General features: G+C 39.3%; 22 protein-coding genes. 1 reads left to right on the top strand and 21 read right to left on the bottom strand.

The window, feature by feature from the left end; translation table 11 throughout:
* Positions 1–179: 179 nt before the first annotated feature.
* The 10 genes from HMPREF2963_RS03810 to truA all read right to left on the bottom strand — a co-directional run bounded on the left by HMPREF2963_RS03810 (position 180) and on the right by truA (position 12,038).
* Positions 180–2,159, bottom strand: coding sequence for a peptide ABC transporter substrate-binding protein (locus HMPREF2963_RS03810; RefSeq protein ID WP_020998025.1), 1,980 nt, complete (start codon positions 2,157–2,159; stop codon positions 180–182).
* Positions 2,160–2,354: 195 nt separating this feature from the next.
* Complete coding sequence (locus HMPREF2963_RS03805) at positions 2,355–4,331, bottom strand: peptide ABC transporter substrate-binding protein (protein ID WP_003070579.1); 1,977 nt, start codon at positions 4,329–4,331, stop codon at positions 2,355–2,357.
* 159 nt (positions 4,332–4,490) lie between these two features.
* Positions 4,491–5,180 carry a B3/B4 domain-containing protein gene (locus HMPREF2963_RS03800; RefSeq protein ID WP_037597959.1) on the bottom strand — a complete coding sequence of 230 codons (690 nt, stop codon included), beginning with the start codon at positions 5,178–5,180 and terminating at the stop codon, positions 4,491–4,493.
* Between the two features lie 162 nt (positions 5,181–5,342).
* The gene (locus HMPREF2963_RS03795; protein ID WP_070668794.1) at positions 5,343–6,953 is read right to left on the bottom strand and encodes a CTP synthase; all 1,611 of its coding nucleotides are present in this window, start codon (positions 6,951–6,953) and stop codon (positions 5,343–5,345) included.
* 243 nt (positions 6,954–7,196) lie between these two features.
* Positions 7,197–7,784 carry a DNA-directed RNA polymerase subunit delta gene (gene rpoE, locus HMPREF2963_RS03790; RefSeq protein ID WP_003070583.1) on the bottom strand — a complete coding sequence of 196 codons (588 nt, stop codon included), beginning with the start codon at positions 7,782–7,784 and terminating at the stop codon, positions 7,197–7,199.
* A 235-nt stretch (positions 7,785–8,019) separates the two neighbouring features.
* Positions 8,020–9,303, bottom strand: a complete 1,284-nt coding sequence (gene tig, locus HMPREF2963_RS03780; RefSeq protein ID WP_037597966.1) for a trigger factor — start codon at positions 9,301–9,303, stop codon at positions 8,020–8,022.
* Between the two features lie 120 nt (positions 9,304–9,423).
* Positions 9,424–9,987 carry a TIGR01440 family protein gene (locus HMPREF2963_RS03775; protein WP_070668791.1) on the bottom strand — a complete coding sequence of 188 codons (564 nt, stop codon included), beginning with the start codon at positions 9,985–9,987 and terminating at the stop codon, positions 9,424–9,426.
* An 84-nt stretch (positions 9,988–10,071) separates the two neighbouring features.
* Positions 10,072–10,548 carry an ECF transporter S component gene (locus HMPREF2963_RS03770; protein WP_070668788.1) on the bottom strand — a complete coding sequence of 159 codons (477 nt, stop codon included), beginning with the start codon at positions 10,546–10,548 and terminating at the stop codon, positions 10,072–10,074.
* On the bottom strand, positions 10,526–11,299 hold the full coding sequence (locus HMPREF2963_RS03765) for a bifunctional hydroxymethylpyrimidine kinase/phosphomethylpyrimidine kinase (RefSeq protein ID WP_070484245.1): 774 nt from the start codon (positions 11,297–11,299) through the stop codon (positions 10,526–10,528). The genes HMPREF2963_RS03770 and HMPREF2963_RS03765 overlap by 23 nt, the downstream gene beginning before the upstream one ends.
* On the bottom strand, positions 11,289–12,038 hold the full coding sequence (gene truA, locus HMPREF2963_RS03760; RefSeq protein ID WP_003070588.1) for a tRNA pseudouridine(38-40) synthase TruA: 750 nt from the start codon (positions 12,036–12,038) through the stop codon (positions 11,289–11,291). Before truA ends, HMPREF2963_RS03765 begins: the two co-directional genes overlap by 11 nt.
* 110 nt (positions 12,039–12,148) lie before the next feature.
* On the opposite strand from truA, the gene HMPREF2963_RS03755 reads away from it, so the two are divergent.
* Positions 12,149–12,634 (top strand): NUDIX hydrolase, encoded by a 486-nt coding sequence (locus HMPREF2963_RS03755; RefSeq protein WP_037597974.1) that lies wholly within the window; start codon positions 12,149–12,151, stop codon positions 12,632–12,634.
* Between the two features lie 31 nt (positions 12,635–12,665).
* Here the strand turns inward: HMPREF2963_RS03755 and dnaJ are convergent, their stop codons facing one another.
* The 11 genes from dnaJ to HMPREF2963_RS03700 form a co-directional block, all read right to left on the bottom strand.
* Positions 12,666–13,799, bottom strand: coding sequence for a molecular chaperone DnaJ (gene dnaJ / locus HMPREF2963_RS03750; protein WP_070668785.1), 1,134 nt, complete (start codon positions 13,797–13,799; stop codon positions 12,666–12,668).
* A 360-nt stretch (positions 13,800–14,159) separates the two neighbouring features.
* Positions 14,160–15,983 carry a molecular chaperone DnaK gene (gene dnaK, locus HMPREF2963_RS03745; RefSeq protein WP_070668783.1) on the bottom strand — a complete coding sequence of 608 codons (1,824 nt, stop codon included), beginning with the start codon at positions 15,981–15,983 and terminating at the stop codon, positions 14,160–14,162.
* A gap of 451 nt (positions 15,984–16,434) precedes the next feature.
* Positions 16,435–16,971 (bottom strand): nucleotide exchange factor GrpE, encoded by a 537-nt coding sequence (gene grpE, locus HMPREF2963_RS03740; RefSeq protein ID WP_006270252.1) that lies wholly within the window; start codon positions 16,969–16,971, stop codon positions 16,435–16,437.
* A gap of 35 nt (positions 16,972–17,006) precedes the next feature.
* Positions 17,007–18,041 carry a heat-inducible transcriptional repressor HrcA gene (hrcA, locus tag HMPREF2963_RS03735; RefSeq protein ID WP_037598203.1) on the bottom strand — a complete coding sequence of 345 codons (1,035 nt, stop codon included), beginning with the start codon at positions 18,039–18,041 and terminating at the stop codon, positions 17,007–17,009.
* A gap of 172 nt (positions 18,042–18,213) precedes the next feature.
* Positions 18,214–18,933 carry a transaldolase gene (locus HMPREF2963_RS03730; protein WP_003070595.1) on the bottom strand — a complete coding sequence of 240 codons (720 nt, stop codon included), beginning with the start codon at positions 18,931–18,933 and terminating at the stop codon, positions 18,214–18,216.
* Positions 18,934–18,949: 16 nt separating this feature from the next.
* Entirely contained in the window at positions 18,950–20,326 is a 1,377-nt protein-coding gene (locus tag HMPREF2963_RS03725) for a PTS ascorbate transporter subunit IIC (protein ID WP_003070596.1), read from the bottom strand.
* A gap of 19 nt (positions 20,327–20,345) precedes the next feature.
* The gene (locus HMPREF2963_RS03720; RefSeq protein ID WP_003035564.1) at positions 20,346–20,624 is read right to left on the bottom strand and encodes a PTS sugar transporter subunit IIB; all 279 of its coding nucleotides are present in this window, start codon (positions 20,622–20,624) and stop codon (positions 20,346–20,348) included.
* The gene (locus HMPREF2963_RS03715; protein WP_070668779.1) at positions 20,617–22,674 is read right to left on the bottom strand and encodes a BglG family transcription antiterminator; all 2,058 of its coding nucleotides are present in this window, start codon (positions 22,672–22,674) and stop codon (positions 20,617–20,619) included. The genes HMPREF2963_RS03720 and HMPREF2963_RS03715 overlap by 8 nt, the downstream gene beginning before the upstream one ends.
* 205 nt (positions 22,675–22,879) lie before the next feature.
* Positions 22,880–23,575: a histidine phosphatase family protein gene (locus tag HMPREF2963_RS03710; RefSeq protein WP_037597981.1), complete on the bottom strand. Its 696-nt coding sequence runs from the start codon at positions 23,573–23,575 to the stop codon at positions 22,880–22,882.
* Between the two features lie 135 nt (positions 23,576–23,710).
* Positions 23,711–24,406 carry a histidine phosphatase family protein gene (locus HMPREF2963_RS03705; RefSeq protein ID WP_037597982.1) on the bottom strand — a complete coding sequence of 232 codons (696 nt, stop codon included), beginning with the start codon at positions 24,404–24,406 and terminating at the stop codon, positions 23,711–23,713.
* 46 nt (positions 24,407–24,452) lie between these two features.
* Positions 24,453–25,790, bottom strand: coding sequence for a PFL family protein (locus tag HMPREF2963_RS03700; protein ID WP_003070600.1), 1,338 nt, complete (start codon positions 25,788–25,790; stop codon positions 24,453–24,455).
* Positions 25,791–25,793 lie beyond the last annotated feature (3 nt).

Genomic DNA, 25,793 nt, shown 5'->3' with positions numbered 1-25,793 from the left:
GGAAGGGATAGAAAAATGTCACGCGTTACGACAAATACCTATTTTCGATTTTAGAATACCTTCAATTTTAAACTGATTGTTTAAAATTATACCACAATTCTAGTCAATTGTAAAATCAATTGTCAGAATATTTTTATCATAAATGAACCTTTTTTGTTTTTCTGTTAAATTTTTTTCAATTATTTAACATGATCTGCAAGTTCTTCTTGAGCTTTTTTATTAGATTTTGATCGCTCTTTATTCCATTTAGTCATAGCTTTCTTGTACTGATCTTGTGTAACAGGCTCATCTTGGAGTTCAAGATATTTATATAGAATGATTTCACTATTCCCTTTGTTTCCTGACCAAGCAAATGGATTAGTAAATGGCACTGTGCGAGAAAGAATTGGGCGACCCGTTAGCGTTGTTGTTGGAATAACTAATGCATTATCAGTCAACCAAGCTTGGGCTGCCGCATATTTTTCATAGCGTGCATTCGTATTAGTGGTTTCTTTTTCAGCCTCGTTCAACAGCTTTTCATATTCGTTCATACCGACTTGTGCTGCTGCAGCGTTATTCGTACCTGCATCAAATCCTAGATAGGTCTTTGTGCTTTCACCGCTTGAAGGTTTGATGATATCAAGATAGGTAGATGGATCTTGGAAGTCTGGACTCCAACCAACATTATCAGAAAGATCCCAATCTTCTGCAGCTGCAGATTCAGCAAAGTAAGTGATATTATTTACATCGTCTTTAGACATTTGTTGAATGTCAATCACAACATTTTCTTTGCCAAGATTTTTTTCAATCGATTGTTTCAATGATTGTACACGTTGAACTTTATTCGTTGCCGTTTGGTCAACTGGCATGTCAATGTGGATTGGGAATTGAACACCGTCTGCTTGAAGCGCTGCTTTCGCTTTGGCTAATTTTTCCTTGGCTTTCGTTGGATTGTAAAGACCGTCTTGCGCATCATTTAAGTTGACATCTTTCCAACTTTCATCGTAGCTGACTAATTTTTCTTTGACCAATTCTCCAAAGTTCTTATCATCTGTTTGAACAAAAGTTGGTGGTACAAAGAGATTACGAAGCATCTTTGTCGCACCATCTTTACCATTCACCTGTGAAGCATAAGCAGTACGGTCAAATGCAAAGGTAATTGCTTGACGGAAATCTTTATTCAATAATGCTTTCTTAGTAGATGTCTTTTGAGCATCTGTTGTCTTTGATGTATGATTGTAAGATTGACGATCGATGTTTGTAGCCACTAGATAAGTGGTTGCATCTTGTGGAGTATAAACGATGTTGTTTTTGTATTTCTTGCTGACAGAAGCATAACTTGGACTAGTTGGAAATACTTTTGCATTGGTAAATGAACCGTCACTAAATCCTTTAGCAAGTTTATCTTGGTCTTGACCATCATAGTAAGACAATTTGATGTTATCAATGTGTACATTTTTCTTATCCCAATAGTTTGGATTTTTAGCCAATTCAACAGATGATTTTGCAGTGATAGATTTTAGCAAGTATGGTCCATTATAAAGAAGACTAGATGGGTCTGTTGCTTGTGCAAATTTATTTCCTTTTGATTTCAAAAATTCTGCATTAACTGGCGCTAAAACCCCCATCGTAGTCTTTGAATTCCAAAAGCTTTCTGGTCGATTCAGAGTATATTGAACCGTATAATCATCAACCGCTTTGATACCGACAGAAGAGAAATCTTTATTTTCACCCTTCATGTAAGCATCCAGGCCTTTGATTGAATCTTGTACCAAATAAATAGCATCGGATTTCTTATCTGCAGCGTGTTTCAAACCAGTCACAAAGTCTTGCGCTTTGACTTCGGCATACTCTTCACCTTCGGATGTATACCATTTGACACCTTTACGAAGTTTATAAGTGTAAGTCAAGCCATCTTTGGAAACCGTCCAATCCTTTGCCACAGAAGGGATTAAATTTCCGTAACGGTCATTTTCTAAAAGTCCATCAATGACATTACTTGTAATATTTGAAGTAGAGGCCTTCCCAGTTGTCAAATAATCCAAATTATCTGGATCTTGCTCATAAACATATGAAAATGTTTTGTTGCTAGAACTTGTTTTAGAGCCAGAACAAGCCGTTAAGGCTCCTGCTGTAAGTAGGGTAACAGCCGCTAAAGCAATGATTTTACTTTTCTTCATGAATATTCCTCCCAAATTCATTATTTTTATACATTCTAGCACACAAACAGTAAAAAGTAAATAGAATTTTCTAAATTTTATGACATATTTTGGAAGCTGATTTAATAAGGTTTATATTAATCTATTAACCTTTAAAAATTAAAAAAGCAGGTTTTCCTCACCTTTTAGTGAGTTTTACCTGCTTTTATCATTGTATTATTTTACATGATCAGCTAATTCATCTTGAGCTTTTTTATTAGACTCGGCTTTTTCTTTTTGCCATTTCTTCTTAGCTGCTTCATAGTCCTTCTTCGTGACAGCATCTTTACCGACTTTAATGTATTTATAGTAGGTTGAGCTACCTTTACTACCTGTTTGCGCAAATGCACCTGAGAACGGTTGAATGCGTGACACAAAAGTTCCGGCACCTGTTGAAGCCATTGTTGGCAAGACAAGCGAGCTATCTGTCAACCAAGCTTGTGCTGCTGCATATTTTTCATAGCGTTTTGCAATATCTGTTGTTTCTGCACCTGCTTCATCGACTAATTTATTATATTCGTCCAAGCCAACTGCTTTAGCACCGGCATTTTCACTACCAGAGTCAAAACCAAACCAAGTCTTCGTATTGTCAGAAGCCGTTGATTTCAAAATATCAAGATAAGTAGATGGATCTTGATAATCAGGACTCCAACCAACAGCACCTGAAATATCCCAGTCTTCTCCAGCTGCATTTGGAGCATAGTAAGTGACGTTATTAAAGTCGTCTTCTGACATCATATTCAAGTCCATGACAACATTTTCTTTGCCGAGTACTTTTTCAACAGATTGTTTTAAAGACTGCATCCGAGCAACGTAGTTCTTAGAAGTTTCTACAACAGGAACGTCTAAGTGGATTGGGAATTTCACACCTTGAGCTTGCAAAGCTTCTTTTGCTTTTGCAAATTTTGCTTTTGCTTTTGTTGGATTGTACAAGCCATTTTGTGAATCAGCTAGTTTGACACCCTTCCAGTCATCGCCATAGCTTGCTAATTTTTCTTCTACAACATCACTAAATGATTTTTCACCAACTTGAACAAAATTAGATGGTACAAACATATTACGGATTGCTGTGGCAGCACCATCTTTACCATTTACTTGTGCTGCATAAGATTCGCGGTCAAGTGCAAAGTTCAAAGCTTGACGGAAGTCTTTGTTCAACAATGCCTTTTTCGTTGAATTTTTTTCTTCATCTGTTTTCTTAGCCGTATGGTTGTAAGATTGACGGTCAATATTAAGGGCTAAAGCAGCCGTTCCAGAGCCTGCTTCTGCTGTATAGATATTGTCCTTGAATTGTTTTTCAAAAGTTGCAAAGTTTGAACTTGTTGGGAAGAGGCGTGCGTATGAGTATGCCCCATCTTTGAAATTACGAGCCAATGAGTCTTGGTCTTGACCATCATAGTAAGCAAGTTTAATGCTATCAACTTTTACTTTATCTTTATCCCAATAATGTTTGTTTTTAACATATTCTACCGCAGATTTTGCTGTGATAGCTTTCATCAAGAATGGTCCATTATAAAGGATTGAGTTAGGGTCTGTTGATTGGCCAAATTTATTTCCTTTAGATTTCAAAAATTCTGCATTGATTGGCCACATAATGGCAGAGGTTGTCTTAGAATTCCAATATGGTTCTGGCTTGTTCAATGTATACTGAACAGTATAATCATCAACCGCTTTCACACCTACCGTTGAAAAGTCTTTTGTCTGACCATTCACGTAAGCATCTAAACCTTTAATTGAGTTTTGAACCAAATAAAGCGCCTCAGATTTTTTATCGGCAGCATGTTTCAGTCCAGTTACAAAATCTTGCGCCTTGACTTCAGCATATTCTTCACCTTCTGATGTGTACCATTTGGCACCCTTACGAAGTTTATAAGTATAGGTTAAACCATCTTTTGATACAGTCCATGACTTAGCCATTGATGGTACAAGATTTCCATATTTGTCATTTTCTAACAATCCGTCAACTCCATTTGTCACAAGATCGCTAGTGGTTGCTTTTCCTGATGTTACATAATCCAAAGTTTCTGGATCACCAGAATACACATAACCAAATTTTGTTTCAGCTGAGTTCGATTTCGAACCCGAGCAAGCTGTTAAAAAACCAGCAGTTAGTAGGGCTACCCCTGCTACTGCAATAATTTTACTTTTTTTCATAGGTACCTCCGAAAACTATGATATATTCTAATTATACTATATCTTACTAAAAAGTAAAGAATTTTCAAACAAATCTTTTACTAAAAAATGTGATTGTATTCCAAATGCCTTCAAAAAAACAGATTTACTTCTCGTATCCTATCAGTGAATACACTGTTTTTATGTCTTTTTCTCTGAACAAATGACATACGTTTCAAACTCCAGATTCGGCATACATTCTGCTAAATCGTTCTCAATGCGTTTCAGTGCTTCTAAACGCATTTCAACAGATGTATGAGCATTTCCTTGAATGATAAAAATAGCATTCTTTGTCTCGTCATCAAATTTATAGTTTTCTCCGTCACGAACATCTAGCCATGCTAAAATTCCTTTTTGATCACGATAAACATAATCAGTCTGTGAAACGTGTTTTTCCGTGGATAAAATCGGTAGAAAAACATCTTCTTTTTGACTAACCGTAAATTCAATTTGCCCCGCTATTTTATCCAAATCATGCCCACCGATGGCTAATAAAGAATGTAAAGATTCAACATTATAAATATCAATAATACTATTAATATTCGGGAAGGAGCCACGATGTCGAATATTCCGAATAAGCGCCAAAACGGTAGGAGGATTCTTCTTGACACTACGTCCGACACTTTGCAACAAATCCTTGTAGCCTTGAATGACTGGAGTATCAGACACCTCATCGATATCGCAATTCAATGCCCACTTTTCCATCTCTTTTTGCTTTTTCAAAAATGAAGCAGGTAAAGGTGCATGTGGGTCTACATTTTTAGCGATGCCAATAACCACATTTTTAATCCCAAGCATTGCAAGACTTTCATTCAGTATAAACTTCATCATGATCCACCTCCGTTTCATTATTTATTGAGCTCATCAACTATTCAAATTGTATCATTTTTAGGAGAAAATTTCTTACTTTAGTTTTAAAATGCTGTCTTTCATTCATATTAACAAATTTTTCTCCTATGAGAAATGCTAAAAAGACTGGAATTGCTTCCAATCTTATTTCTCACTATTTTCAACTGCTGCTGTAACAAAAGCTGTATAAAGTCCTTCTGGACGATTAGGACGGCTAGATAATTCTGGGTGGTATTGACAAGCCACAAAGAATTTATTTTCTGGAATTTCAACAATTTCCACCAAGCGATTGTCCGGTGAAACTCCTGAGAATACAAAACCGGCATCTTCAAATTGTTGACGGAATTCATTATTAAATTCGTAACGGTGGCGGTGGCGACGCTGAACAACTTCTTGATTATCATAAGCTGCAGCGGCTTTGGAACCACGTTTCAACTTAGACGGATAAAGTCCTAAGCGAAGTGTCCCTCCCATATCTTCCACATCAATCTGATCACGCATCAAATCAATAACAGGATGCTTCGTATCAGGATTTAATTCTGAAGAATTAGCATCTTCAAATCCTAACACATGGCGAGCAAACTCAACACAAGTCAACTGCATACCAAGGCAAATTCCAAGCATTGGCACATCATTTTCACGCGCATATTGAATCGTCGCAATCTTTCCTTCCGTTCCACGATGACCAAATCCACCCGGCACAATAATCCCGTCCGCATCATTCAGCAACTCGGCGACATTTTCAGTTGTGACATCATTCGCATTGATCCAGCTCAGTTTAATTTCTGCATCATTGGCGTAACCAGAATGTTTGAGAGCTTCCACAACAGAAATGTAAGCATCTGGTAATTCCACATATTTCCCAACCAGTGCAATTTTTACTTGTTTCTTCAAGTTCATGACTTTATCAACCATAGCAGACCAATCCGTCATATCTGCTTCTGGCACATCCAACTTCAAGTGATCACAAACGATCTGATCCATGTTTTGCGCTTGCAGATTGAGCGGAATTTGGTACAAATGTTCCACATCTAAGGACTCAATCACTGCTTCTGGTGCTACATCACAAAATTGTGCCAATTTGTTCTTAATATTTTGGCCAGCCGGTTTTTCAGTACGAATAACAAGCATGTTCGGTTGAATTCCAAGACCACGCAATTCTTTTACAGAATGCTGAGTGGGCTTCGTTTTCATTTCCCCAGCAGCTTTCAGATAAGGAAGCAATGTCGTGTGGATATACATCACATTATCTGCACCAACATCTGCCTTCATTTGACGAAGTGCTTCTAAGAATGGCAAACTTTCAATATCTCCAACAGTTCCTCCTACTTCTGTGATAATCACGTCAGAGTCTGTTGTCGTTGCAGCGCGTTTAATTTTTTCTTTTAGAGCATCTGTAATGTGTGGAATGACTTGAACAGTTGCTCCAAGGTACTCACCTTTACGTTCTTTACGAAGAACTTCGCTATAAATCTTACCCGTTGTCACATTTGAATATTTATTTAAGTTAATATCAATAAAGCGTTCATAATGCCCGAGGTCTAAGTCAGTTTCTGCACCATCATCCGTCACAAATACTTCCCCATGTTGATAAGGGCTCATCGTTCCTGGGTCAATATTGATATATGGATCAAACTTTTGAATGGTTACCTTAAGACCACGATTTTTCAAAAGACGACCAAGACTTGCTGCCACAATCCCTTTACCGATCGAACTAACTACACCACCTGTAACAAAAATATATTTTGTTGCCATACATTCTCCTTATCTAAGATACAAAACTCATTTAGAAAACACACGAAAATGGGAAACGACTATTCATAAATCAACCTTTGCTTTTTCGATGTTTTCAGGCGTGTTCACTTCTAATAGCAAAAACAAAAACAGCTCCCTAGAGCTAGGGAGCTTTTGACTTCTTAAAAGAAGTGCCCGATATTATAATATCGCAGAATAAATTTTTTGTCAAATAAGAACAGAAGCAAACGTTAGCGGACTTAACTATTCTTCATCCTCTGAATCCACCTCATCATCTGAATAGTCTTCATCCTCTTCATTGAGTTCGACTTCTTCACCTAAATCATCAGGTGCAATTTCATTGATTTCAGCATCATACGCTTCTACTTCACTCTTTTCGTCGTCCGGATTATCCTCGTCATAATTAAGGGCAGGATCTGCTTCATATGAGTCTTCATCTTCTGGATCATCGTCATTGTAATCAATGGCATTTTCATCTCCGTCCATAAAGGCATTCACACGTTTTTTCTTCCGTTTCTTAGGAGTTTCTTCATCGTTATCTTCAAGGGCGATAATTTCCTCATCCACCTCGTCAATCGCATACCATGAACGCAAGCCCCATTTGTTATCTCCTAGAGGAATGAAACTGCCGTCTACATTTAACTCTGTATAAAAAAGCGGCAAGGCTTCACGAATATCACTATTTGATTTTTCAAGGTAATTTTGAATTTCATTGACAAGGTCATTAAAATACATTTCATGATTGCGACCACGTGTCTCTAAAATAGCACGCGCCACTTCAATCATAGAAAGTTCACTTTTTTCTTGTCCAGCAAATACTTCTAATTCCAAAATTGATCTCCTTTTAAGGTTTAAGAGCTTTTTTAGACTTGCTCTTAAAAATTAATTTGTTGAATTTTCGCTACTTTTTATTGTACGATAAAAATCTTCTTTCGTCAAAAAGAATTTTATTTTCCAATCAAGAAAATCACTCTTTTTCATCAAAATGACTTCTACTTTTATATAAAAGAAGCAAAAAGGCAATTCAGCCGAATCTCCGACTGAATTTGCCTTATGTATCATTAGATTATTTTACTTTTGCAGTACTTGTAATCAATTCAACGGCTTTTTTAATAACAATATCATGTTTCAACATATCTGTTGAAAGAAGTTGACGAACACGCTCCACTTCCATGTTGTAGTCAGTTGCAAGTGAAGAAATTTCTGCTTCGATGTCTTCATCGCTCGCTTCAAATCCTTCTGCTTTTGCAACAGCTTCAATCACAAGATTAGTCTTAGTACGTTTTTCAGCGTCAGCTTCATGTTGTTTATGAAGATCTTCTTGAGTTGTACCAGTGATTTGGAAGTACATGTCTGGTGAAATACCTTGACGTTGCATGTTCCCAAGAAATTCATTTACAGAGCGATGAACTTCTTCGTGAACCATTTCTTCTGGCAATTCAACGATTTCTGCATTTTCTACTGCAAGGTCAAGTGCCGCAGATTCAACTGCATCATCAAACGCAATTTCTTTTGATTCAGCCAATTCTTTGCGGTATTTTTCTTTTAATTCATCCAGTGTTTCAACATCTTCATCAATGTCTTTGGCAAGTTCGTCATCTACTTCTGGAACTTCTTTTTCTTTGACTTCATGAATCGTAGTCACAAATTTAGCATCTTTACCTGCAAGATCTGTTGCTTGATAGTCTTCTGGGAATGTCACGTTTACTTCTACTGTTTCACCAGCAGCATGTCCAACTAATTGGTCTTCAAAACCTGGAATGAATTGACCGCTTCCAAGTTCAAGTGAGAAGTTATCTCCTTTACCACCATCAAATTCAACGCCGTCAACTGTTCCAACAAAATCAATCACAACTGTATCACCATTAGCAGCCTTATCTTCTTTCAATACAAGTTCTGCTAAATTATTGCGTTCGCGTTCAATTCTTGCATCTACATCTGCATCAGATACTTCTTTAGAGACATCAACAGATACTTCTAAGTTTTTATACTCACCTAATTTTACTTCGGGTTTTGTAACCACTTCCGCAGTAATGGTCCAATCTTGACCTTTTTCCATAGACGCCACATCAAATTGTGGTTGAGCAACAACTTCGATCTCTGCTTCTTTAACAGCAGCTTCATAAGCAGCTGGGAGAAGAGCATTTAATGTATCTTGGTAAAGAGCTTCTTCACCAAATCTTTGATTAAACACTGGACGAGGAAGATGACCTTTACGGAAACCTGGTACATTCAGATTCTTCTTAACTGAGTTAAATACACGATCCAATTCTGGCTTGATTTGTTCTTGACTAATTGTAAATGTCAAAACTCCGCGATTTGTTTCTTTGCTTTCAAATGATACAGACATTCTGTCATTTCTCCTTAAAATTTATTGAATACAATCAATTATACCATAAATACACGTTATTTCACAAATTTTCTAATGAAAAATTTAACGATTTTTCCGTCCATTTGCTGATTTTGCTCTTTATGCTTTTCGAATTTTATCTTTTTGGTAAGCAGCTCGCGCTCCACCGATTAGCTTTGGACGACTGGCAAGCGCAGTCACATGCGCTTCTCCGAGTTCTCTCAAAATTGGTCGTACTGGAATTTGGACGTGCTTAATATGCATACCAATTGCTGTATCTCCGATATCCATCCCTGCTTGAGCCGTAATAAATTCCACTTCAACTGGGTTGTTCATATATTTAAAAGCTGCTAATTGACCACTTCCACCAGCATGAAGAGTTGGCAACACATTGACAATTTCCAGATTTTGTTTCTGCGCCAATTCTTTCTCCACGACCAAAGCACGATTGACATGTTCACATCCCTGAACTGCCAAGTAAATTCCGCGAACTGACAACATATCCAACATAGTTTTGACAACAACTTCTCCCACTTCTTGACTGGAATTTTTTCCAATATGCCCTCCAATCACCTCACTGGAAGACAAGCCCAGTACAAAAATATCACCGGAAGATAGTGCTGATTTCTCTAAAACATCTGCTAAAATGGTTTGAGTTTGTTTTTTCAATTCTGGTAAATTCATCATTTCGCCTCGTTTCATTTTGTCATAAATACTTCTGAATATATTTACAAATAGAGCTTTTAGAAGCCCAAGAGGACACCGCCCTTATTTGTTTGACTTTTTCAAAACATCTGTCAACAGTTTATTCAAAATAGATCCGACAATTATCCCTAAGGTATTTTGGCAAAAGTTAGGAAATATTTCTGGAAAAGCCGCTCCCCAACCATGCATGATAGTGGAAGCAACAGCATAACCTCCTACCATAACAAGCGTAGCCAACACCAAACCGAGATAACGATTTCTTCCTTTAAAACCTGCAAAATATCCTTGTAAACTATGAAAAATCAAGCTAAAGAACATCCACTGTGGATAACCCGAAAGCAAATCAATGAGAAACCCAGCTAAACCACCGACGATTGCTCCTTCTTTTCTGCCAAAATAAAAGGCGGTAAAGAAAATACCTGCATCAAGGAACGTTAAAATCCCCGTTGGTGTTGGAATTTTTAAATAGTAGCCCAAAACAACTGTCAACGCAGCAATCATGGACAAAAGGACAAGTTTATATGTCTGATTTTTTTTCATATTGAACAACCCCATATTGATCTGAATGTTGGATAGCTTGGTAAACAAATTTTTTTGAAATTTGAACTGCTTCAACAATTGATTTTCCTAACACTAACTGACTGGCAATGCTAGAAGCAAAGGTACAGCCAGCGCCCGTGTTATTGTTGTCTAAAACAGGTGATTCCAGAAATTGAAACTGCTCTCCATTATAAAAAACATCAACTGCTTTTTGAGAATCTAGACGATTCCCTCCTTTGATAACAACGGATTTAGCACCTAAGAAATGGAAAATTCTAGCCGCTTCTTTTACGTCTTCCACCGTTCGCAACTCTTTTTGAGCCAATAGTTCGGCTTCTGGTAAATTAGGCGTGATAATACTTGCATAAGGGAAAAATTTAATCAGTTCCTCTCGAAGTGCTGAGACCTCGACATCATGAGTTTCCTTGCAAACCAAGACAGGATCTAATACGACAGGAATGCCTGCATGAGCTTTCACAAAATCCAAGGCCAAATCTGCTATTTCAACATTTGGTAAGAGTCCTAGTTTGATGGCTGAGAAAGGCACATTCTTGAGAGAATGAAGCTGCTGAGAAAAAACAGTAGAATCAACAGGAATGACTTCAAAACCTTGCTCTGTCATGGCTGTCAGGCAAGTCACTGCCACAAAACCATGTAGTTGATTGACTGTATAAGTGGCTAAATCAGCGTGCAATCCGCCACCGCTAAAGATATCATTCCCTGAAATTGCCAGAATAAGATTATTCCTCATATCGTATCTCCTTTAGATAAAGTCCGTTTGGTGCTGCTGTTGGTCCAGCCAAATGACGATTTTTCTCTGTTAAAATTCTATCAATTTGCTCAACTGGCATTCGTTTATTTCCAATTTTCAATAAAGTACCGACCATATTGCGAATTTGCTTATACAAGAAGCCATTGCCAGAGAAAGTAAAAATCAGAAAGTTGCGTTTCTCATCAAAGTCTAAGTATGCTTTTGTAATCGTCCGAACTTTATTTTCCACACTAGTCCCTGAAGCTGTAAAACCCGTAAAATCATGAGTTCCTTCTAACTTTTCAATAGCTTCTTCAATCAAACTCAAATCAAGCGGATAAGGGTAATGGGTTGCATAATGGCGCATCATAGGATTTTTAGGACGCCCGATATCCACTATAAATTCATAGGTCTTGCTGTGTTTACAATATCTTGAATGAAAATCTTCATTCACCTCTTCTACGCTAATAAAATCAATGTCTTCTGGTGTCTGCGTATCAAGTGCGAAACGTAGTTTTTCTTCATCCCTTTTTTGTGGTAAATTAAAATGAATTACCTGCCCCAAAGCATGAACGCCACTGTCTGTGCGTCCAGCTCCATGAACGATGACAGGCTTTCCTCTATTGATTTTAGTTAAAGTCTTTTCAATCTCTTCTTGAACGCTGCGAGCATGAGGTTGCCGCTGAAAACCAGCAAAGTCATGACCATCGTAAGAAATAATCGCTTTATATCGTGTCATGTGTTTATTGTAACAAGAAATAAATTGGAAAACAAGAAACTAAAAACCCAACTGTCCGGGGACAGATTTTCATTAAAAATATGCTACACTAGAATACGGAGGAAAGATAAATGACTGATATTACTTTTTGCGAAAAGAAATTTCGATTTCGTTACAAAGCTGCTGCCGTCATTATTGAAGAAGGCGCGCTTGCTTTTATGACCAATCCAAACGAGGATTATTTTTATCCTTTAGGTGGAGCTGTTCAGCTAGGAGAAACATCAGAAGAAGCTGTTCTTCGAGAAATTAAGGAAGAAACTGGACAGGACTACGAAATCGATCGATTGCTGTTCATTCACGAAAATTTTTTCCAACAAAGTTCTGGCAAATTAGCCGGTCTGAATTGCCATGAAATTTCCTTTTATTACTTGATGAAGTCAAAAGGCCAGCAGTTCCCAAGCTTTTCTGCTGCCGAAACAGTTGAATGGATTCCACTAGATCGAATGGATGAGTATCAAGCCTACCCAAATTTTCTAGCAAAACTTGTTTCCACACAACCAACTGGTATCAAGCGCGTCATCACCAAAGATGAAAAACACACATTTTTATCCTTATAATATAAAAGAGCAGCGTCAAACTGCTCTTTTCTTATTGCTCAAAGGCATCTTTCATTTTATCAAAGAAACCTTTTTTCTTTGGATTGATTTTCATATCACCAGCTTCTGCGAACTCTTTCAGCGCTGCTTTTTGTTTGTCATTAAGTCCTGTCGGTGTTACAACATTGACTGTGACATACTGGTCTCCCATGCTGCCGCCACGAAGGCTCGGTGCTCCCTTTCCACGTAGGCGGAATCGTTTGCCGGTTTGCGTTCCTTCTGGAATGGTTAATTCCACATCACCGTGAACGGTTGGTATTTCCACGCTGTCACCTAAAGCTGCTTGAACGAAATTGAGATTGAGCTTATAATAAATGGTTGATCCATCCCGTTCAAACTTGTCACTTGATTCCACCTGAACGACGACATACAAATCACCATAAGGTCCACCATTGAAACCAGCTTCACCTTGCCCAGATAAGCGAACTTGTTGACCAGTTTCAACACCTGCTGGAATTTTAACATGAACACTATGAGCTTGCTTTTCATGCCCTGTTCCGTGACAAGTTTGGCAAGGGTCTTTGATTTCTTGTCCACGCCCATGACAGACATCACAGGTCACCTGACGGCGCATCATTCCAAGAGGTGTTTGTGTATCCACATTGATCACGCCTGCCCCACGACAGCGGCTACAAGTGACTGGACTGGTTCCTGGTTTCGCACCAGAACCATGACAAGTATGACAGGTTGCCTCACGATTGTATTTAATTTCTTTATCTGTGCCAAAAATCGCTTCTTCAAACTTAAGGTTGACTCGATATTGCAGATCATCTCCTTGACGAGGTGCGTTTGGATTGCGACTTGCACCGCCTCCACCAAAGAAGCTAGAGAAAATATCTTCAAAGCCACCAAAGCTAGAACCATCAAAGCCACCGAAACCGCCAGCTCCACCACCGAAGCCGCCATTGGCACCCGCAGCACCATATTGGTCATAGGCTGCCCGTTTTTGCTCATCACTCAAGGTTTCATAAGCCTCTTGGACTTTCTTGTATTTCTCTTCAGCACCCGGTTCTTTATTGATGTCTGGGTGATATTTCTTTGATAATTTCCGATAGGCTTTCTTGATCTCATCCTGAGATGCATTCTTAGAGACACCTAGACGGTCATAATATTCTGTATTGTTCATTTAAGATACCAAGACTGTAAAATTCGACTGAAAAATAGGAAATCAAGCGACGGAGCGATGCTCCTAGGCTGATTTCTCTTTTTTCTGAGAATTTAGGTCGGGTTCAGTTCCTTTCTAACTTAGTATAAGAAAGAACCGGAAGTTTCCATTCCAATTTCTTTCTTACCGAAAAACAGAGGCTGGCTTACAACCTCTGGATTTCTTCCTATCATTACGACGTTCGAGTTTTAAAAATCAAACTAGTAATGCTGAATCGAGCACGCCCTAACCTCTTGGTGAAAAAGATAAATCTTTCTAGAAACTAAAGTTTCTGCATCAGATTTCCTATTTTCACTGTGAGGTTTTAACGGGCTTTGCATCTTATTTTTCAGTAAACTCTCCGTCTACGACGTCATCGCCTGCGTTTCCTGTTGCTTGTGCGCTTTCTGCTCCTGCTTGAGCTTGTTGGGCTGCAGCGGCTTGTTCGTAGAGTTTCATTGCCAATGCTTGAGCTTTTTCGTTGAGAGCTTCCAATTTCGCCTTCATGTCGTCCAAGTTATTGTCTTCTTGCGCTTTCTTAAGTTCATCAAGAGCAGCTTGGGCAGCGTCACGCTCTGCGTCGAAGCCTTTACCTTCTGTTTCCTTGATAGTCTTTTCAGTCGCAAAGATAGCTTGGTCAACTTCGTTACGAAGATCAACTTCTTCTTTACGTTTCTTATCTGCTTCAGCGTTCGCTTCTGCATCCTTCATCATGCGGTCGATTTCTTCGTCAGTCAGGCCGCTGTTAGATTGGATGACAATGTGTTGTTCTTTTTGAGTTCCAAGGTCTTTGGCTTTAACAGACACGATACCGTTCTTATCAATGTCAAATGTTACTTCGATTTGAGGGATTCCGCGAGGAGCAGCTGGGATATCTGTCAATTGGAAACGTCCAAGAGTCTTGTTATCTGCTGCCATTGGGCGTTCCCCTTGAAGAACGTGGATATCAACAGCTGGTTGGTTGTCTGCTGCAGTTGAGAAGACTTGTGATTTAGATGTTGGAATCGTTGTGTTGCGGTCAATCAGTTTTGTGAAAACTCCACCCATTGTTTCGATACCAAGTGACAATGGTGTTACGTCAAGAAGGACAACGTCTTTGACATCACCAGTGATGACGCCACCTTGGATAGCTGCACCCATGGCAACAACTTCGTCAGGGTTCACTGATTTGTTTGGTTCTTTACCAGTTTCAGCCTTAACAGCTTCCACAACGGCAGGGATACGAGTTGATCCACCAACTAGGATAACTTCATCGATTTCTGACAGAGAAAGTCCAGCGTCAGATAAAGCACGACGAACAGGACCTTTTGTACGGTCTACAAGATCACGTGTTAAATCATCAAATTTAGCACGAGTCAAGGTCATTTCCAAGTGGAGCGGTCCAGCTTCACCAGCTGTGATAAATGGCAGGCTGATTTGCGTTGAAGTCACACCTGAAAGATCCTTCTTTGCTTTTTCAGCTGCGTCTTTCAAACGTTGAAGCGCCATCTTGTCAGTTGATAAGTCAATGCCGTTTTCTTTCTTAAACTCAGCTACCATATGGTCAATAATCTTTTGGTCAAAGTCGTCACCACCGAGTTTGTTGTCCCCTGCAGTTGCTAATACGTCGAAGACACCATCACCCAATTCAAGGATAGAGACGTCAAAAGTACCACCACCAAGGTCAAATACCAAGATTTTTTCTTCTTTATCAGTCTTATCCAGACCATAAGCAAGGGCTGCAGCTGTTGGTTCGTTGACAATCCGTTCTACTTCAAGACCAGCGATTTTACCAGCGTCTTTGGTCGCTTGACGTTGTGCATCGTTAAAGTAAGCTGGCACAGTGATAACTGCCTTAGTTACTTTTTCACCAAGATAATCTTCTGCATAACCTTTCAAGTATTGCAGAATCATGGCTGAAATTTCTTGTGGAGTGTACTCTTTTCCGTTAGCAGAAACTTTTTCAGAAGTTCCCATTTTTGATTTGATAGAAATCACTGTATCTGGGTTTGTCACTGCTTGACGTTTTGCAGCATCGCCAACGATGATTTCACCATTTTTAAATGATACGACAGACGGAGTTGTGCGATTTCCTTCTGGATTTGCGATAATTTTGCTTTCAGTTCCTTCAAGAACTGCAACTGCTGAGTTTGTTGTACCTAAGTCAATACCGATAATTTTAGACATAATAATGATACCAAGAACGCCGACAATGCGACTGAAAATTAGGGAACCAACGAAGCATTCGATGAATGCCAGGCGGTTTATCTATTTTCCGAGCATTTCGTTCGGGTTCAAATCCTTTCTTATTTCCTATTTTTACTTTAATTTTCTTTTTGATACTCTTCTTAGGTGGCGACGCCGTCAGAGCTTGACTTCGTCAATCTCTTTGACTAAACTTTGAGCCTAAAGTCTCAAAGTTTGCGTAAGTAGCGCCACGACAAAGAGTATCGTCTTTGGTTCGCTTCGCTCATCAGAAGCAAAGCTAAACGAATGTTTTCTTCCTTCATAGTTTATTGTCGTTTCGGACAAATTTTACGCAGTAGCTGATTGGCAGTTCACTTCGCAAACGCTCGTGACCAGCCTAATCACCCTTGCGGGGGTGCGTCAACGAAATCACAGATTTCTGACTTACCGCCTAATTATAAACAACCACCATTGCTGGTCTTAAGATGCGGTCATGGAGTTTGTAGCCTTTTTGGAAGACCTGTGCAATAGTGTCGGCAGGGTGCTCATCATCAGCTGGAACTGTTTGGATGGCCATGTGATAGTTATGGTCAAATGCTCCGTCCGCTGCGATTTCTTCAATTCCCTCTTCCTTCAGAGCGTGAATCAAGCTTTCCTGCACCATCTCTAAGCCTTTTTTGACATCATCCGTCAACCCTTCGACAGCCAGAGCTCGCTCTAAATTGTCCAACGAAGGCAAGATAGCTTTTGCCAGATCCTGACTGCGGTATCTTTGCAGCTGCTGGCGTTCTTCATTAGCACGGCGCTGAATATTTTGCATTTCAGCGTGAGCACGGAGATATTTGTTTTCAAAATCTTCTGCACGCTCATTGGCTAGTTCTAATTCTGTTTTTTCAGGACTTACTGATTCAACCTGCTCAGTTGTTTCTACAGCTTCCTCTTTTACTTCTACATCTTCTGGATGTTCTTCTTGTTTATGTTTTGCCACAAGGCACCTCCTTTTTAGGAATATTTATACTATAATTAATGGACTTCATAGTGATTACTACTCAGATATCGATAAAAATCAGTCAATTTCATGGTCAGCACACGGTTGACAACATTCATCTGGCTGACCAGCCGTTGGTAATCAAGATTAACCGGACCAACAACTGCCAGCACCCCAAAACCTCGATAAGGAATGAGGAATTTGCTGGAAATTAGAGTCAAATCAGCCAAACAGCTTTCTCTGCTGTCTGCCACGCGCACACTTTGCATCTGATCTTCAGCTAAACTATCTCGAAGCTCAAAAGCTACTTTTTGGGGCTGATCAAAGAACTGATAACTCTCTAAATCTGCAAAATCTAATAATCTTACCTTCCCAGACACAATGACATTTTCTTTGAAAATATCACTAAAGATATGCTCGAAAAGATCCAGAACATTATCGGTCGTTGTAAAATAACGCTGGATAATCTGAGGAATCTCTGTTCGGATTTTATAGTGAATATCAAGAACTGTTTGTCCTAAAAAACGATCTTGAATCAATTCTTTCAGCTGAATCAAATCACCTCGTAGGAAATTACGGGGGATCACGAACTGGCTGGTAATCGTATTGGACTCATCTAAAGTGAAAACTGCTAAAGCTGTATGTTGGCTGAGAATCACGATGTCAAAAGCAGTCAAGCGTTGTTGACTTGGCTCTACATCAAGTGCTGCCACTGTACATCCGCTCAACATTGAAAGAACATCTGCTGCCTGTTGAAGAACATCCTCTAACTTGAAGAATTCACGATCAAATGCCTTTATCACTTCATAGAGTTCATTTTCAGCAAGACGATCAAAGGAAAGGGAGTGTTTGACAAAGTATTGAAAACCTGCAACACTAGGCTTACGTCCACTTGATGTGTGTGCTTTTTCTAAAAGGCCTTGTTTTTCAAGAATAGCCATATCATTACGAATCGTCGCACTGCTTGATTTGATTGACTCTTGTAGCGCTTTGGATCCGACTGGCTCGTGGGTCTTGGTAAAGATATCAATAATCAAATTCAAAATCTCATTTTGACGCTCCGTGACCACGGCATCACCTCCAATCAAGATTCCAATCACAATTAGCACTCAACCTACTCGAGTGCTAACTCATGATTCTATTATACACTCTTCCACACCAAAGTCAAGATAAAAACTCAAAAAATTAGCACTCTTTTTACAAGAGTGCTAAAAATCAGACTTAAGATGAAGTATTTGCACATCATTCTTCTATTATCTTAAACCCTAAGCTAGTGCTATCACGGAGAAACATCTGAACAGTTTCCAATGAATACTCATATAGATCTTTGCCATTGAGAGATAATTTTTGAATCAAATCTGGTGTACAAGTGATAATATCTACACCTAACTCGTCTGCTTGATAAATATTGTATGCTTCTCGTGGACTCGCCCACAGCAATTCCACACTAGATTTTTGATGACATAAAGTCAAAGATTCTTTCATAATCGGTATCGGATCCACACCTGTATCAGCTATCCGCCCCGCAAAGACAGACACGATTGACGGCAGTCCTGCCTTTAAAACTGGCACAATTTCCTTGACTTGTTCTACAGTAAACACCGCTGTCACATTAACTTTAATTCCTTTAGATGTTAATCGATCAATGAGAGGAAGAGTTGATTCACCTCGAGAATTGATGACCGGAATTTTCACATAGACATTTTCACCGAGAGAAGCTAAGAATTCCGCTTCTTTTTCCATGATTTCCATCTCGTCTGAAAACACCTCAAATGACACTGGAAATTCTGTAATTTTTGTCAACACTTCTTTGGCAAATTCTACATAACTTGTAATGCCCGCTTTTTTCATTAGACTAGGATTGGTCGTAAAACCTGATACTAACCCAGACTCTAAATCCTTTAACATCTTATCCAATACCGCACCATCTGAGTAAACTTTAATAGATAATGTTTTAACCATATTTTTCTCCTTAATGTTATTCTTCAGAAATATTATTTAAAGCTGTATTTCCCTTTGTAATGATGGATGGTAACAGTAAAACCACGACTAAAACCGCTACAATCAGATAAACACCGATTTGTCCAATGGAATTTCCAACATTACCCAGCAAAATTCCAAATACGCCAAAGTCAAAATCGCCAAACGTTGTATTTGCAAAACCCAATTTTCCTAAAACGGGTAAGAGCGTTGCAGGAAGAAAGGCTAGAAACAAGCCATTTACAAAAGATCCCAAAATAGCTCCACGTCGCCCCCCTGTTGCATTTCCGAATATTCCAGCAGTTGCTCCGCAGAAAAAGTGAGGCACCATACCAGGAACAATCAAAACACCACCAATTGCTCCTAACACGAACATACCAAGCAAACCTCCAAGGAAACTAAAAGCAAAACCGAGAATAACAGCCGTCGGAGCATAAGGAAAGAATACAGCACAATCCACAGCAGGAACAGCATTCGGAATCAATTTCATTGCGATACCTTGGAAAGCTGGAATCAAATCTGCCAAAATCATCCGAACACCAGCATAAACGATAGCGACACCAACTGCGAATGTCAAACCGCCTACAATAGCAAAGATGAACGGATTTTTCCCTGCTGCTAATTCTGTTACAGTTTTAGGATTATTGATGAGACAGGCTACAACTGCAATGAGGTAAAATACGACCATTACCAAGCCTGTCGAAATGGTTGTATTTCTCAAAAAACTCCACTTCTCAGAGATATGCAATTCTTCCGTACTGGGACTGTTTTTGCCAACTTTAGAACCAATCCAAGCTGACAGATAGTAACCCAGACTGCCAAAATGTCCCATAGCAATCTCATCTCCATCGGTGACTTTCAGAGTATACTTTTGCCCGATAGCTGGCGAAATTGCAGACCAGGCCCCAAGAATAAAGCCGCCAACCGCAACTAAAGCCATTCCTTTAAAGCCAATCGCTCCCAATACTGCAGACAAAAGACAAGCCATAAAGAAACTATGGTGTCCTGTTAAAAAGATATATTTGAATCGCGTGAAACGTGCAAACAAAATATTTAAAACCAAGCCAACAATCAAGATAGACATGGTTTCAACACCTAAAATCTTCTGAGCTACCGAAGTTACAGCTTCATTATTTGGTACAACCCCTGTAATGCCAAAGCCTTGGTCAATCAAAGTAGCCAAAGGAGCTAGGTTTTGTTGGATAACAGTCGCTCCAGCAGCTAACATCAAATACCCTAGAATAGGTCCTAATGTTCCTGTCAACACCTTGTGACTCGGAGTGCGCAAAGCGACTAAGCCAACGAAGGCAATCAGGCCCATCAAAAACGCAGGTTCACTCAAAATATTTTGTAAAAAAGTCAGTACTCCATTCATCATAAAACCTCCATTCTTATTAAGGATTCATTTCTTCTAAAACTGGAACCAAATCTGCTTCAATCTTCTTACGATTTGTGTAGCTTTTGACAATACAGACTTTGGTTTCTACTGGAAAAATATCTTTAAATTCTTTAACCGTTACGTAAAGATCGGCACCTTTTCCGACTGCAGCATTTGAGTCACAAGACTCTACCTCCACTTCGATACCCAAATCTTTAGCTATTGCTTCCACCTTTAAACGTAGTAAAAGACTGCTGCCGATACCATTTCCACAAACTGTTACAATTTTAATCATAGCTTTCTCCTTTCTCAATTGCTTCTGTGATGATGCATAGTATTTCATCAATTGTTTCCGCCCTAATTAAGCTCCCTACTACTTCTTCATCATCCAAAATCATTGCCAGCTCCTGCAACGACTTTAGATGGGAAGTCGAATCAACTGCAGCCAAGACAAAAATTAATTGAACTTGCTTTTCCTCATCTCCTTCACCTGTTATATCAAAATCCACAGGTTGTTTGAGTTGCAATAAACTAATTCCCAATTTATCAACTCCGTATTCAGGCGATGCATGTGGAACAGCAACCCTTGGTGCCAGTACAATATATGGTCCCATTTGCTCCACCGAATCAATCATCCCTTCCACATAAGATTGGTGGATATAACCTTGTTCCAGCAATGGAGCAGATGCCACTTGAATCGCTTTCTTCCAATCAGGCACACACTCTATCTGCCTTATTAATTTTCTTTCCAGTAAATCTACCAAACCATATCCTCCTAGTTCTTGTTTTTCTTGATTACCCATGATATAAGTCGATAATTCTCTGCGAAGCTTACTCATATCCTTGATCTCTGCATGCCTATGGATAATCTGCAATAATTCTTCAACAGAAATTCCCATTTCATCTATATTAAAGTCGGTACAAACTTGTTTTTTCAACATGATTTTCTCCATTGAATTCATCAAAGGTTTTAACAAATAAAGTGGCTTATTCGTTTCAAAATAAATTGTTGAAAAAATCATGTCGTAAGTAGAAACACCAATTTCTTTCACCTGTTTTAGCTGGTGCACCTCTCGAAATATCATTTTAGGAAATAGCTGCTTTAACTCCGACTGAAGAATCAAAGAAGAACTAACACCATTTGGACAAATAGTTAGAGCAGTCAACTTCGCACTCTGATTTGATGTCCCAATCTGCTCCAGATACCCACCAAAATGAATGGTGAAATAAGCAATTTCATCATTGCTAATCGTCTTTTTCAAATATTTTTCCAAAGGGCTCAAACTTCGCCTTACAAGATGAAAGAGTGAATTGAAATCCTTTAGAATCTGCTCTTTTAAAGGATTATTCAATGGAATATCAAACAAAAGTCGATAAAAAGCCGGATAAAGATGAGCATATAAATCTTTTCTAAATTGAATGGAATCTCTAAATTCAATCCCTGTATAAGCTTTTACTTGATTGATAATCCGATCCATAATGAAAATCATTAACGGGTCTGGATTGTCTATCAAATCTCCTTGAATACATCCTGCTAACCGACTCATGATAAAATAACGTTTCTGCTCTAGCAAAGGATAAGAAACCACCAACTCTTTCACAAGTCTCCCTATGGAAGATTGTTCCATTTTCGATAAATATGGAGGTCCAATGACAGTCTGTTCTTCCCATTGTTGGCTAGCCAAAACCGCTAATAAGTAGCTCACTGCTTTGGTTTTTTCAAAAATAAAAACCAAATGATATTGACAGCCCAAATCATATAAGAAGTTATAAATCTCTTCAACATTTATTTGAATCTGGCATTCATCCAGCACATATTTGATGACCCAACTGCCACTAGCTTTGGCTAAAATATTTTCTACCACTTGCTCAAGTAGAAGCATACGCTTTGTGTCGGTTGCACGTATAATGTAACCTTCTTGTCGAGTATAGACAAGTTGCCCCCCATATTTCTTTGCCTGCAATCTCGCTTTTTTTAAATCAGATAAAACCGAATTTTTACTCATCTGAAGTAAGCATTGCAAATGAGTATTAGAGACAAAATCAGTATTCAATAGAATATAAAGTATGATCATATCCAATCGCTCTTCAAAGAACAAATATTCACCTGAGTCTAATGACATCCGGGAAAATAGATCATTGAGAGAAATATCTGGCATTTGAATATACGATTCTTCTATTTGTATCCGTGGTAACCCCACACTAAACAATATATCATTGATTTTACGTATATCCGTCAGCACCATTTTTCTATTGGATTTCAGGAGAACAGCTAATTCTAATATAGAGGCATTCGGATAGCTAGAAAAGATTTGAAATTTTTCAATGAGCTCATTTGATAACACGATGATACCTCCTACAATTTTAGTATAATATAAAAAGTATCCGCTTTCAATTCAGATTCAGCCCAATTTATTACCCAGGTCATTAGCTTCGAATTGTGCTTTGGTCGAGAAATATATGAAAAAGCAGGGAAATTTCCCTGCTTTTTCATATACAAATTCTATCTAAACTCCCTTGATTTGTTCATATCAGTTGATTTTGAACACTTTATTTTGCTGACTGTTCTGCTAGTTCTTTTGCCCCCACTGTGCGATAAGACATATCACCAACATATTCAACTGTAAAGCGACCCTCTTCGTACTCAACAACCGTCACACTACCATTATCTAAACCATGCGGTCTTGTTTGGTCAATGAGATATACAAAAGTTCCAATAGTCATGCCGTGGCTAGCAATCAAGGCATTGCCACCACCAGAGGCTTCTATTTCTTTTGCAATGTCTGAAAATCCTGTCCAAATACGATTGCTCAATTTTTCCCAACTTTCAGCCCAACCAGCAGTATCCACTTCCACCAGACCTTCGGCCAACTCAGGATAACTCAATTGATGAACATGCTCTACATTAAAAACACGCGGCATCACTCCCATGAACAATTCGCCATCATAGGCTCCATCAAAACTGCCAAAACACCATTCGCGAAGTCGTTTATCTGTGCGATAAGGAATGCGTCCTGTTAAACCGAGTTCCTCTAGCAGAATCCCCATGGTTTGAATCGTCCGCCCACTATCACTAGAAAAAGCTTTTGCAAATTGAATCCCAGACTTGCGAAGTCCAATCCCTAGCTCACGAATTCCACGTTCTCCCACAGCGGTCAAAGGTGTATCAGACCAGCCTTGTGCCCGACCGATTGTATTAAACATGGTTTTCCCATGGCGAACAATGTATAATCTTGTTTTTGCCATATTTTACCTCCGTTTTTCTCACTATATTATATCATTTTTTGCAGAAAATCGTTTGAGAGATGAAAGAAAAATCAGGAGTAAGATAAAAGTCACAATTTGTAAACATCAACTTTTCTTACATTCCTGTTTTTATAATTATTTTTGTTTTTCCAGTATCTTAGCACCCACTTGGCGATAAGACATGTCTCCTAATGTTTGAATGGTAAATTTCCCATTTTCATATTCAACAACTGTTACACTGCCATTTTGCACGCCAGGATTTTTGGTAATCGCTTCATCAATCAGATACGCAAAAGCACCGATTGTCATACTATGACTGACGACAAGAGCATTGCCCCCGCCAGAAGCTTCTACATCTTTAGCAATCGCTGTAAACCCATCCAGAATCCGACTGCTCAATTGTTCCCAAGGTTCAGCCCAACCAGCTGTATCGACTTCAACCAAGCCATTCGCCAACTCAGGTAGACTCAGCTCCTTATAGTCATCTGTATTAAGAACTCGTGGAATCACGCCATAAAAAAGCTCACCACCATAGGCTCCATCAAAACTTCCGAAACACCACTCACGAATCCGTTTGTCAAAAGTATAAGGAATGTTGCCTGTTAAACCGAGTTCTTCAAGGACAATCCCCATGGTCTGAATCGTTCGCCCAGAGTCACTGGAAAAAGCTTTAGAAAATTTCAATCCCGACTCTCGCAGACCAATTCCTAATTCATGGATGCCACGTTCCCCTTCAGCCGTAAGTGGCGTATCACTCCATCCTTGCGCCCGACCAATTGTATTAAACATCGTTTTTCCATGACGAATAATGTATAATTTCGTTTTTGTCATTTCAATCTCCTTTTCAAAAGAAAAGGCCTGTCATACAGACCACATTTTAATTTTTAAAACTATGAATTGGTGCTGGAATTTGTCCACCACGCGCGATAAAATCAACAGATGACGCCTGATTAACTTTCATGACCGGAGCCGTTCCTAAAAGACCGCCAAATTCAATCATGTCCCCTTCTTTTCCTTTAGGAATAATCCGCACCGCTGTCGTTTTCTGGTTGATAACGCCAATTGCCGCTTCATCGGCAATCATAGCTGCAATGGTTTCAGCAGGTGTTGCCGCAGGAATCGCAATCATATCCAAGCCTACTGAGCAGATAGCAGTCATGGCTTCTAATTTTTCTAGATTGAGAGAACCATTTTGAACTGCTGCAATCATCCCCTCGTCTTCTGAAACTGGAATGAAAGCACCAGACAAACCGCCGACTTGATTGCAAGCCATTACGCCACCTTTTTTGACTTGGTCATTAAGCAAAGCCAAAGCTGCCGTCGTTCCATGCGTACCGACTGTTTCCAATCCCATTTCTTCCAAAACACGAGCGACAGAATCCCCAACAGCTGGCGTTGGTGCCAAACTTAAATCAACAATTCCAAATTTCACACCTAGGCGCTCTGAAGCCATTTGACCGACCAATTGACCGATACGAGTGATTTTAAAGGCTGTTTTCTTAACCGTTTCTGCCACCACATCAAAGCTCTCACCACGGACTTTTTCCAGCGCACGCTTGACAACACCAGGACCAGAAACCCCAACATTGATGACTACATCCGCTTCACCGACACCGTGAAAAGCTCCTGCCATGAAAGGATTGTCCTCGACAGCATTCGCAAAAACAACTAATTTCGCAGCTCCCATATCAGAAAGTTCAGCCGTTTCCTTGATGACACGTCCCATGTCTGCCACCGCCGTCATGTTAATGCCTGACTTGGTGGAACCAATATTGACAGAGGAGCAAACCTTATCAGTCTCCGCTAAAGCTCGCGGAATGGAACGGATAAGGATTTCATCTCCTTTTTGATAACCCTTTTGCACCAGAGCAGAAAAACCACCGATAAAGTCAACACCAATTTCTTTTGCTGCTCGATCCAGCGCCTTTGCCAGTGGCACATAATCCTCACTATCGGTCGCTGCCCCAATTAGGGAAATAGGCGTGACAGAAACGCGCTTATTGACAATGGGAATCCCTAGCTCAGCAGCGATTTCATCTCCGACAGCTACCAAATCTCTAGCTTTACTGGTAATCTTCTGATAGATTTTTTCCGCCGCTCGCTCAATATCCGTATCAATACAGTCGAGAAGTGAAATGCCCATAGTGATAGTCCGAATATCAAAATTCTGCTCCTCAATCATGGCAATCGTTTCAGTAACCTGCTTTATATCCATTTT

Origin of the sequence: Streptococcus sp. HMSC067A03, from assembly GCF_001814295.1 — a bacterium.
GTDB classification, from domain to species: Bacteria; Bacillota; Bacilli; order Lactobacillales; family Streptococcaceae; genus Streptococcus; species Streptococcus constellatus.
Note: the sequence above shows the minus strand (reverse complement) of the source record. Positions and strands in the feature narration are given on the sequence as shown.

Excerpts from the sequence above, each read along its gene's own strand:
- HMPREF2963_RS03810 (WP_020998025.1), bottom strand. The coding sequence starts at position 2,159 with ATGAAGAAAAGTAAAATCATTGCTTTAGCGGCTGTTACCCTACTTACA.
- HMPREF2963_RS03805 (WP_003070579.1), bottom strand. The coding sequence starts at position 4,331 with ATGAAAAAAAGTAAAATTATTGCAGTAGCAGGGGTAGCCCTACTAACT.
- HMPREF2963_RS03800 (WP_037597959.1), bottom strand. The coding sequence starts at position 5,180 with ATGATGAAGTTTATACTGAATGAAAGTCTTGCAATGCTTGGGATTAAA.
- HMPREF2963_RS03795 (WP_070668794.1), bottom strand. The coding sequence starts at position 6,953 with ATGGCAACAAAATATATTTTTGTTACAGGTGGTGTAGTTAGTTCGATC.
- tig (WP_037597966.1), bottom strand. The coding sequence starts at position 9,303 with ATGTCTGTATCATTTGAAAGCAAAGAAACAAATCGCGGAGTTTTGACA.
- HMPREF2963_RS03775 (WP_070668791.1), bottom strand. The coding sequence starts at position 9,987 with ATGAATTTACCAGAATTGAAAAAACAAACTCAAACCATTTTAGCAGAT.
- HMPREF2963_RS03770 (WP_070668788.1), bottom strand. The coding sequence starts at position 10,548 with ATGAAAAAAAATCAGACATATAAACTTGTCCTTTTGTCCATGATTGCT.
- HMPREF2963_RS03765 (WP_070484245.1), bottom strand. The coding sequence starts at position 11,299 with ATGAGGAATAATCTTATTCTGGCAATTTCAGGGAATGATATCTTTAGC.
- truA (WP_003070588.1), bottom strand. The coding sequence starts at position 12,038 with ATGACACGATATAAAGCGATTATTTCTTACGATGGTCATGACTTTGCT.
- HMPREF2963_RS03755 (WP_037597974.1), top strand. The coding sequence starts at position 12,149 with ATGACTGATATTACTTTTTGCGAAAAGAAATTTCGATTTCGTTACAAA.
- dnaJ (WP_070668785.1), bottom strand. The coding sequence starts at position 13,799 with ATGAACAATACAGAATATTATGACCGTCTAGGTGTCTCTAAGAATGCA.
- dnaK (WP_070668783.1), bottom strand. The coding sequence starts at position 15,983 with ATGTCTAAAATTATCGGTATTGACTTAGGTACAACAAACTCAGCAGTT.
- HMPREF2963_RS03730 (WP_003070595.1), bottom strand. The coding sequence starts at position 18,933 with ATGGTTAAAACATTATCTATTAAAGTTTACTCAGATGGTGCGGTATTG.
- HMPREF2963_RS03725 (WP_003070596.1), bottom strand. The coding sequence starts at position 20,326 with ATGAATGGAGTACTGACTTTTTTACAAAATATTTTGAGTGAACCTGCG.
- HMPREF2963_RS03720 (WP_003035564.1), bottom strand. The coding sequence starts at position 20,624 with ATGATTAAAATTGTAACAGTTTGTGGAAATGGTATCGGCAGCAGTCTT.
- HMPREF2963_RS03710 (WP_037597981.1), bottom strand. The coding sequence starts at position 23,575 with ATGGCAAAAACAAGATTATACATTGTTCGCCATGGGAAAACCATGTTT.
- HMPREF2963_RS03705 (WP_037597982.1), bottom strand. The coding sequence starts at position 24,406 with ATGACAAAAACGAAATTATACATTATTCGTCATGGAAAAACGATGTTT.
- HMPREF2963_RS03700 (WP_003070600.1), bottom strand. The coding sequence starts at position 25,790 with ATGGATATAAAGCAGGTTACTGAAACGATTGCCATGATTGAGGAGCAG.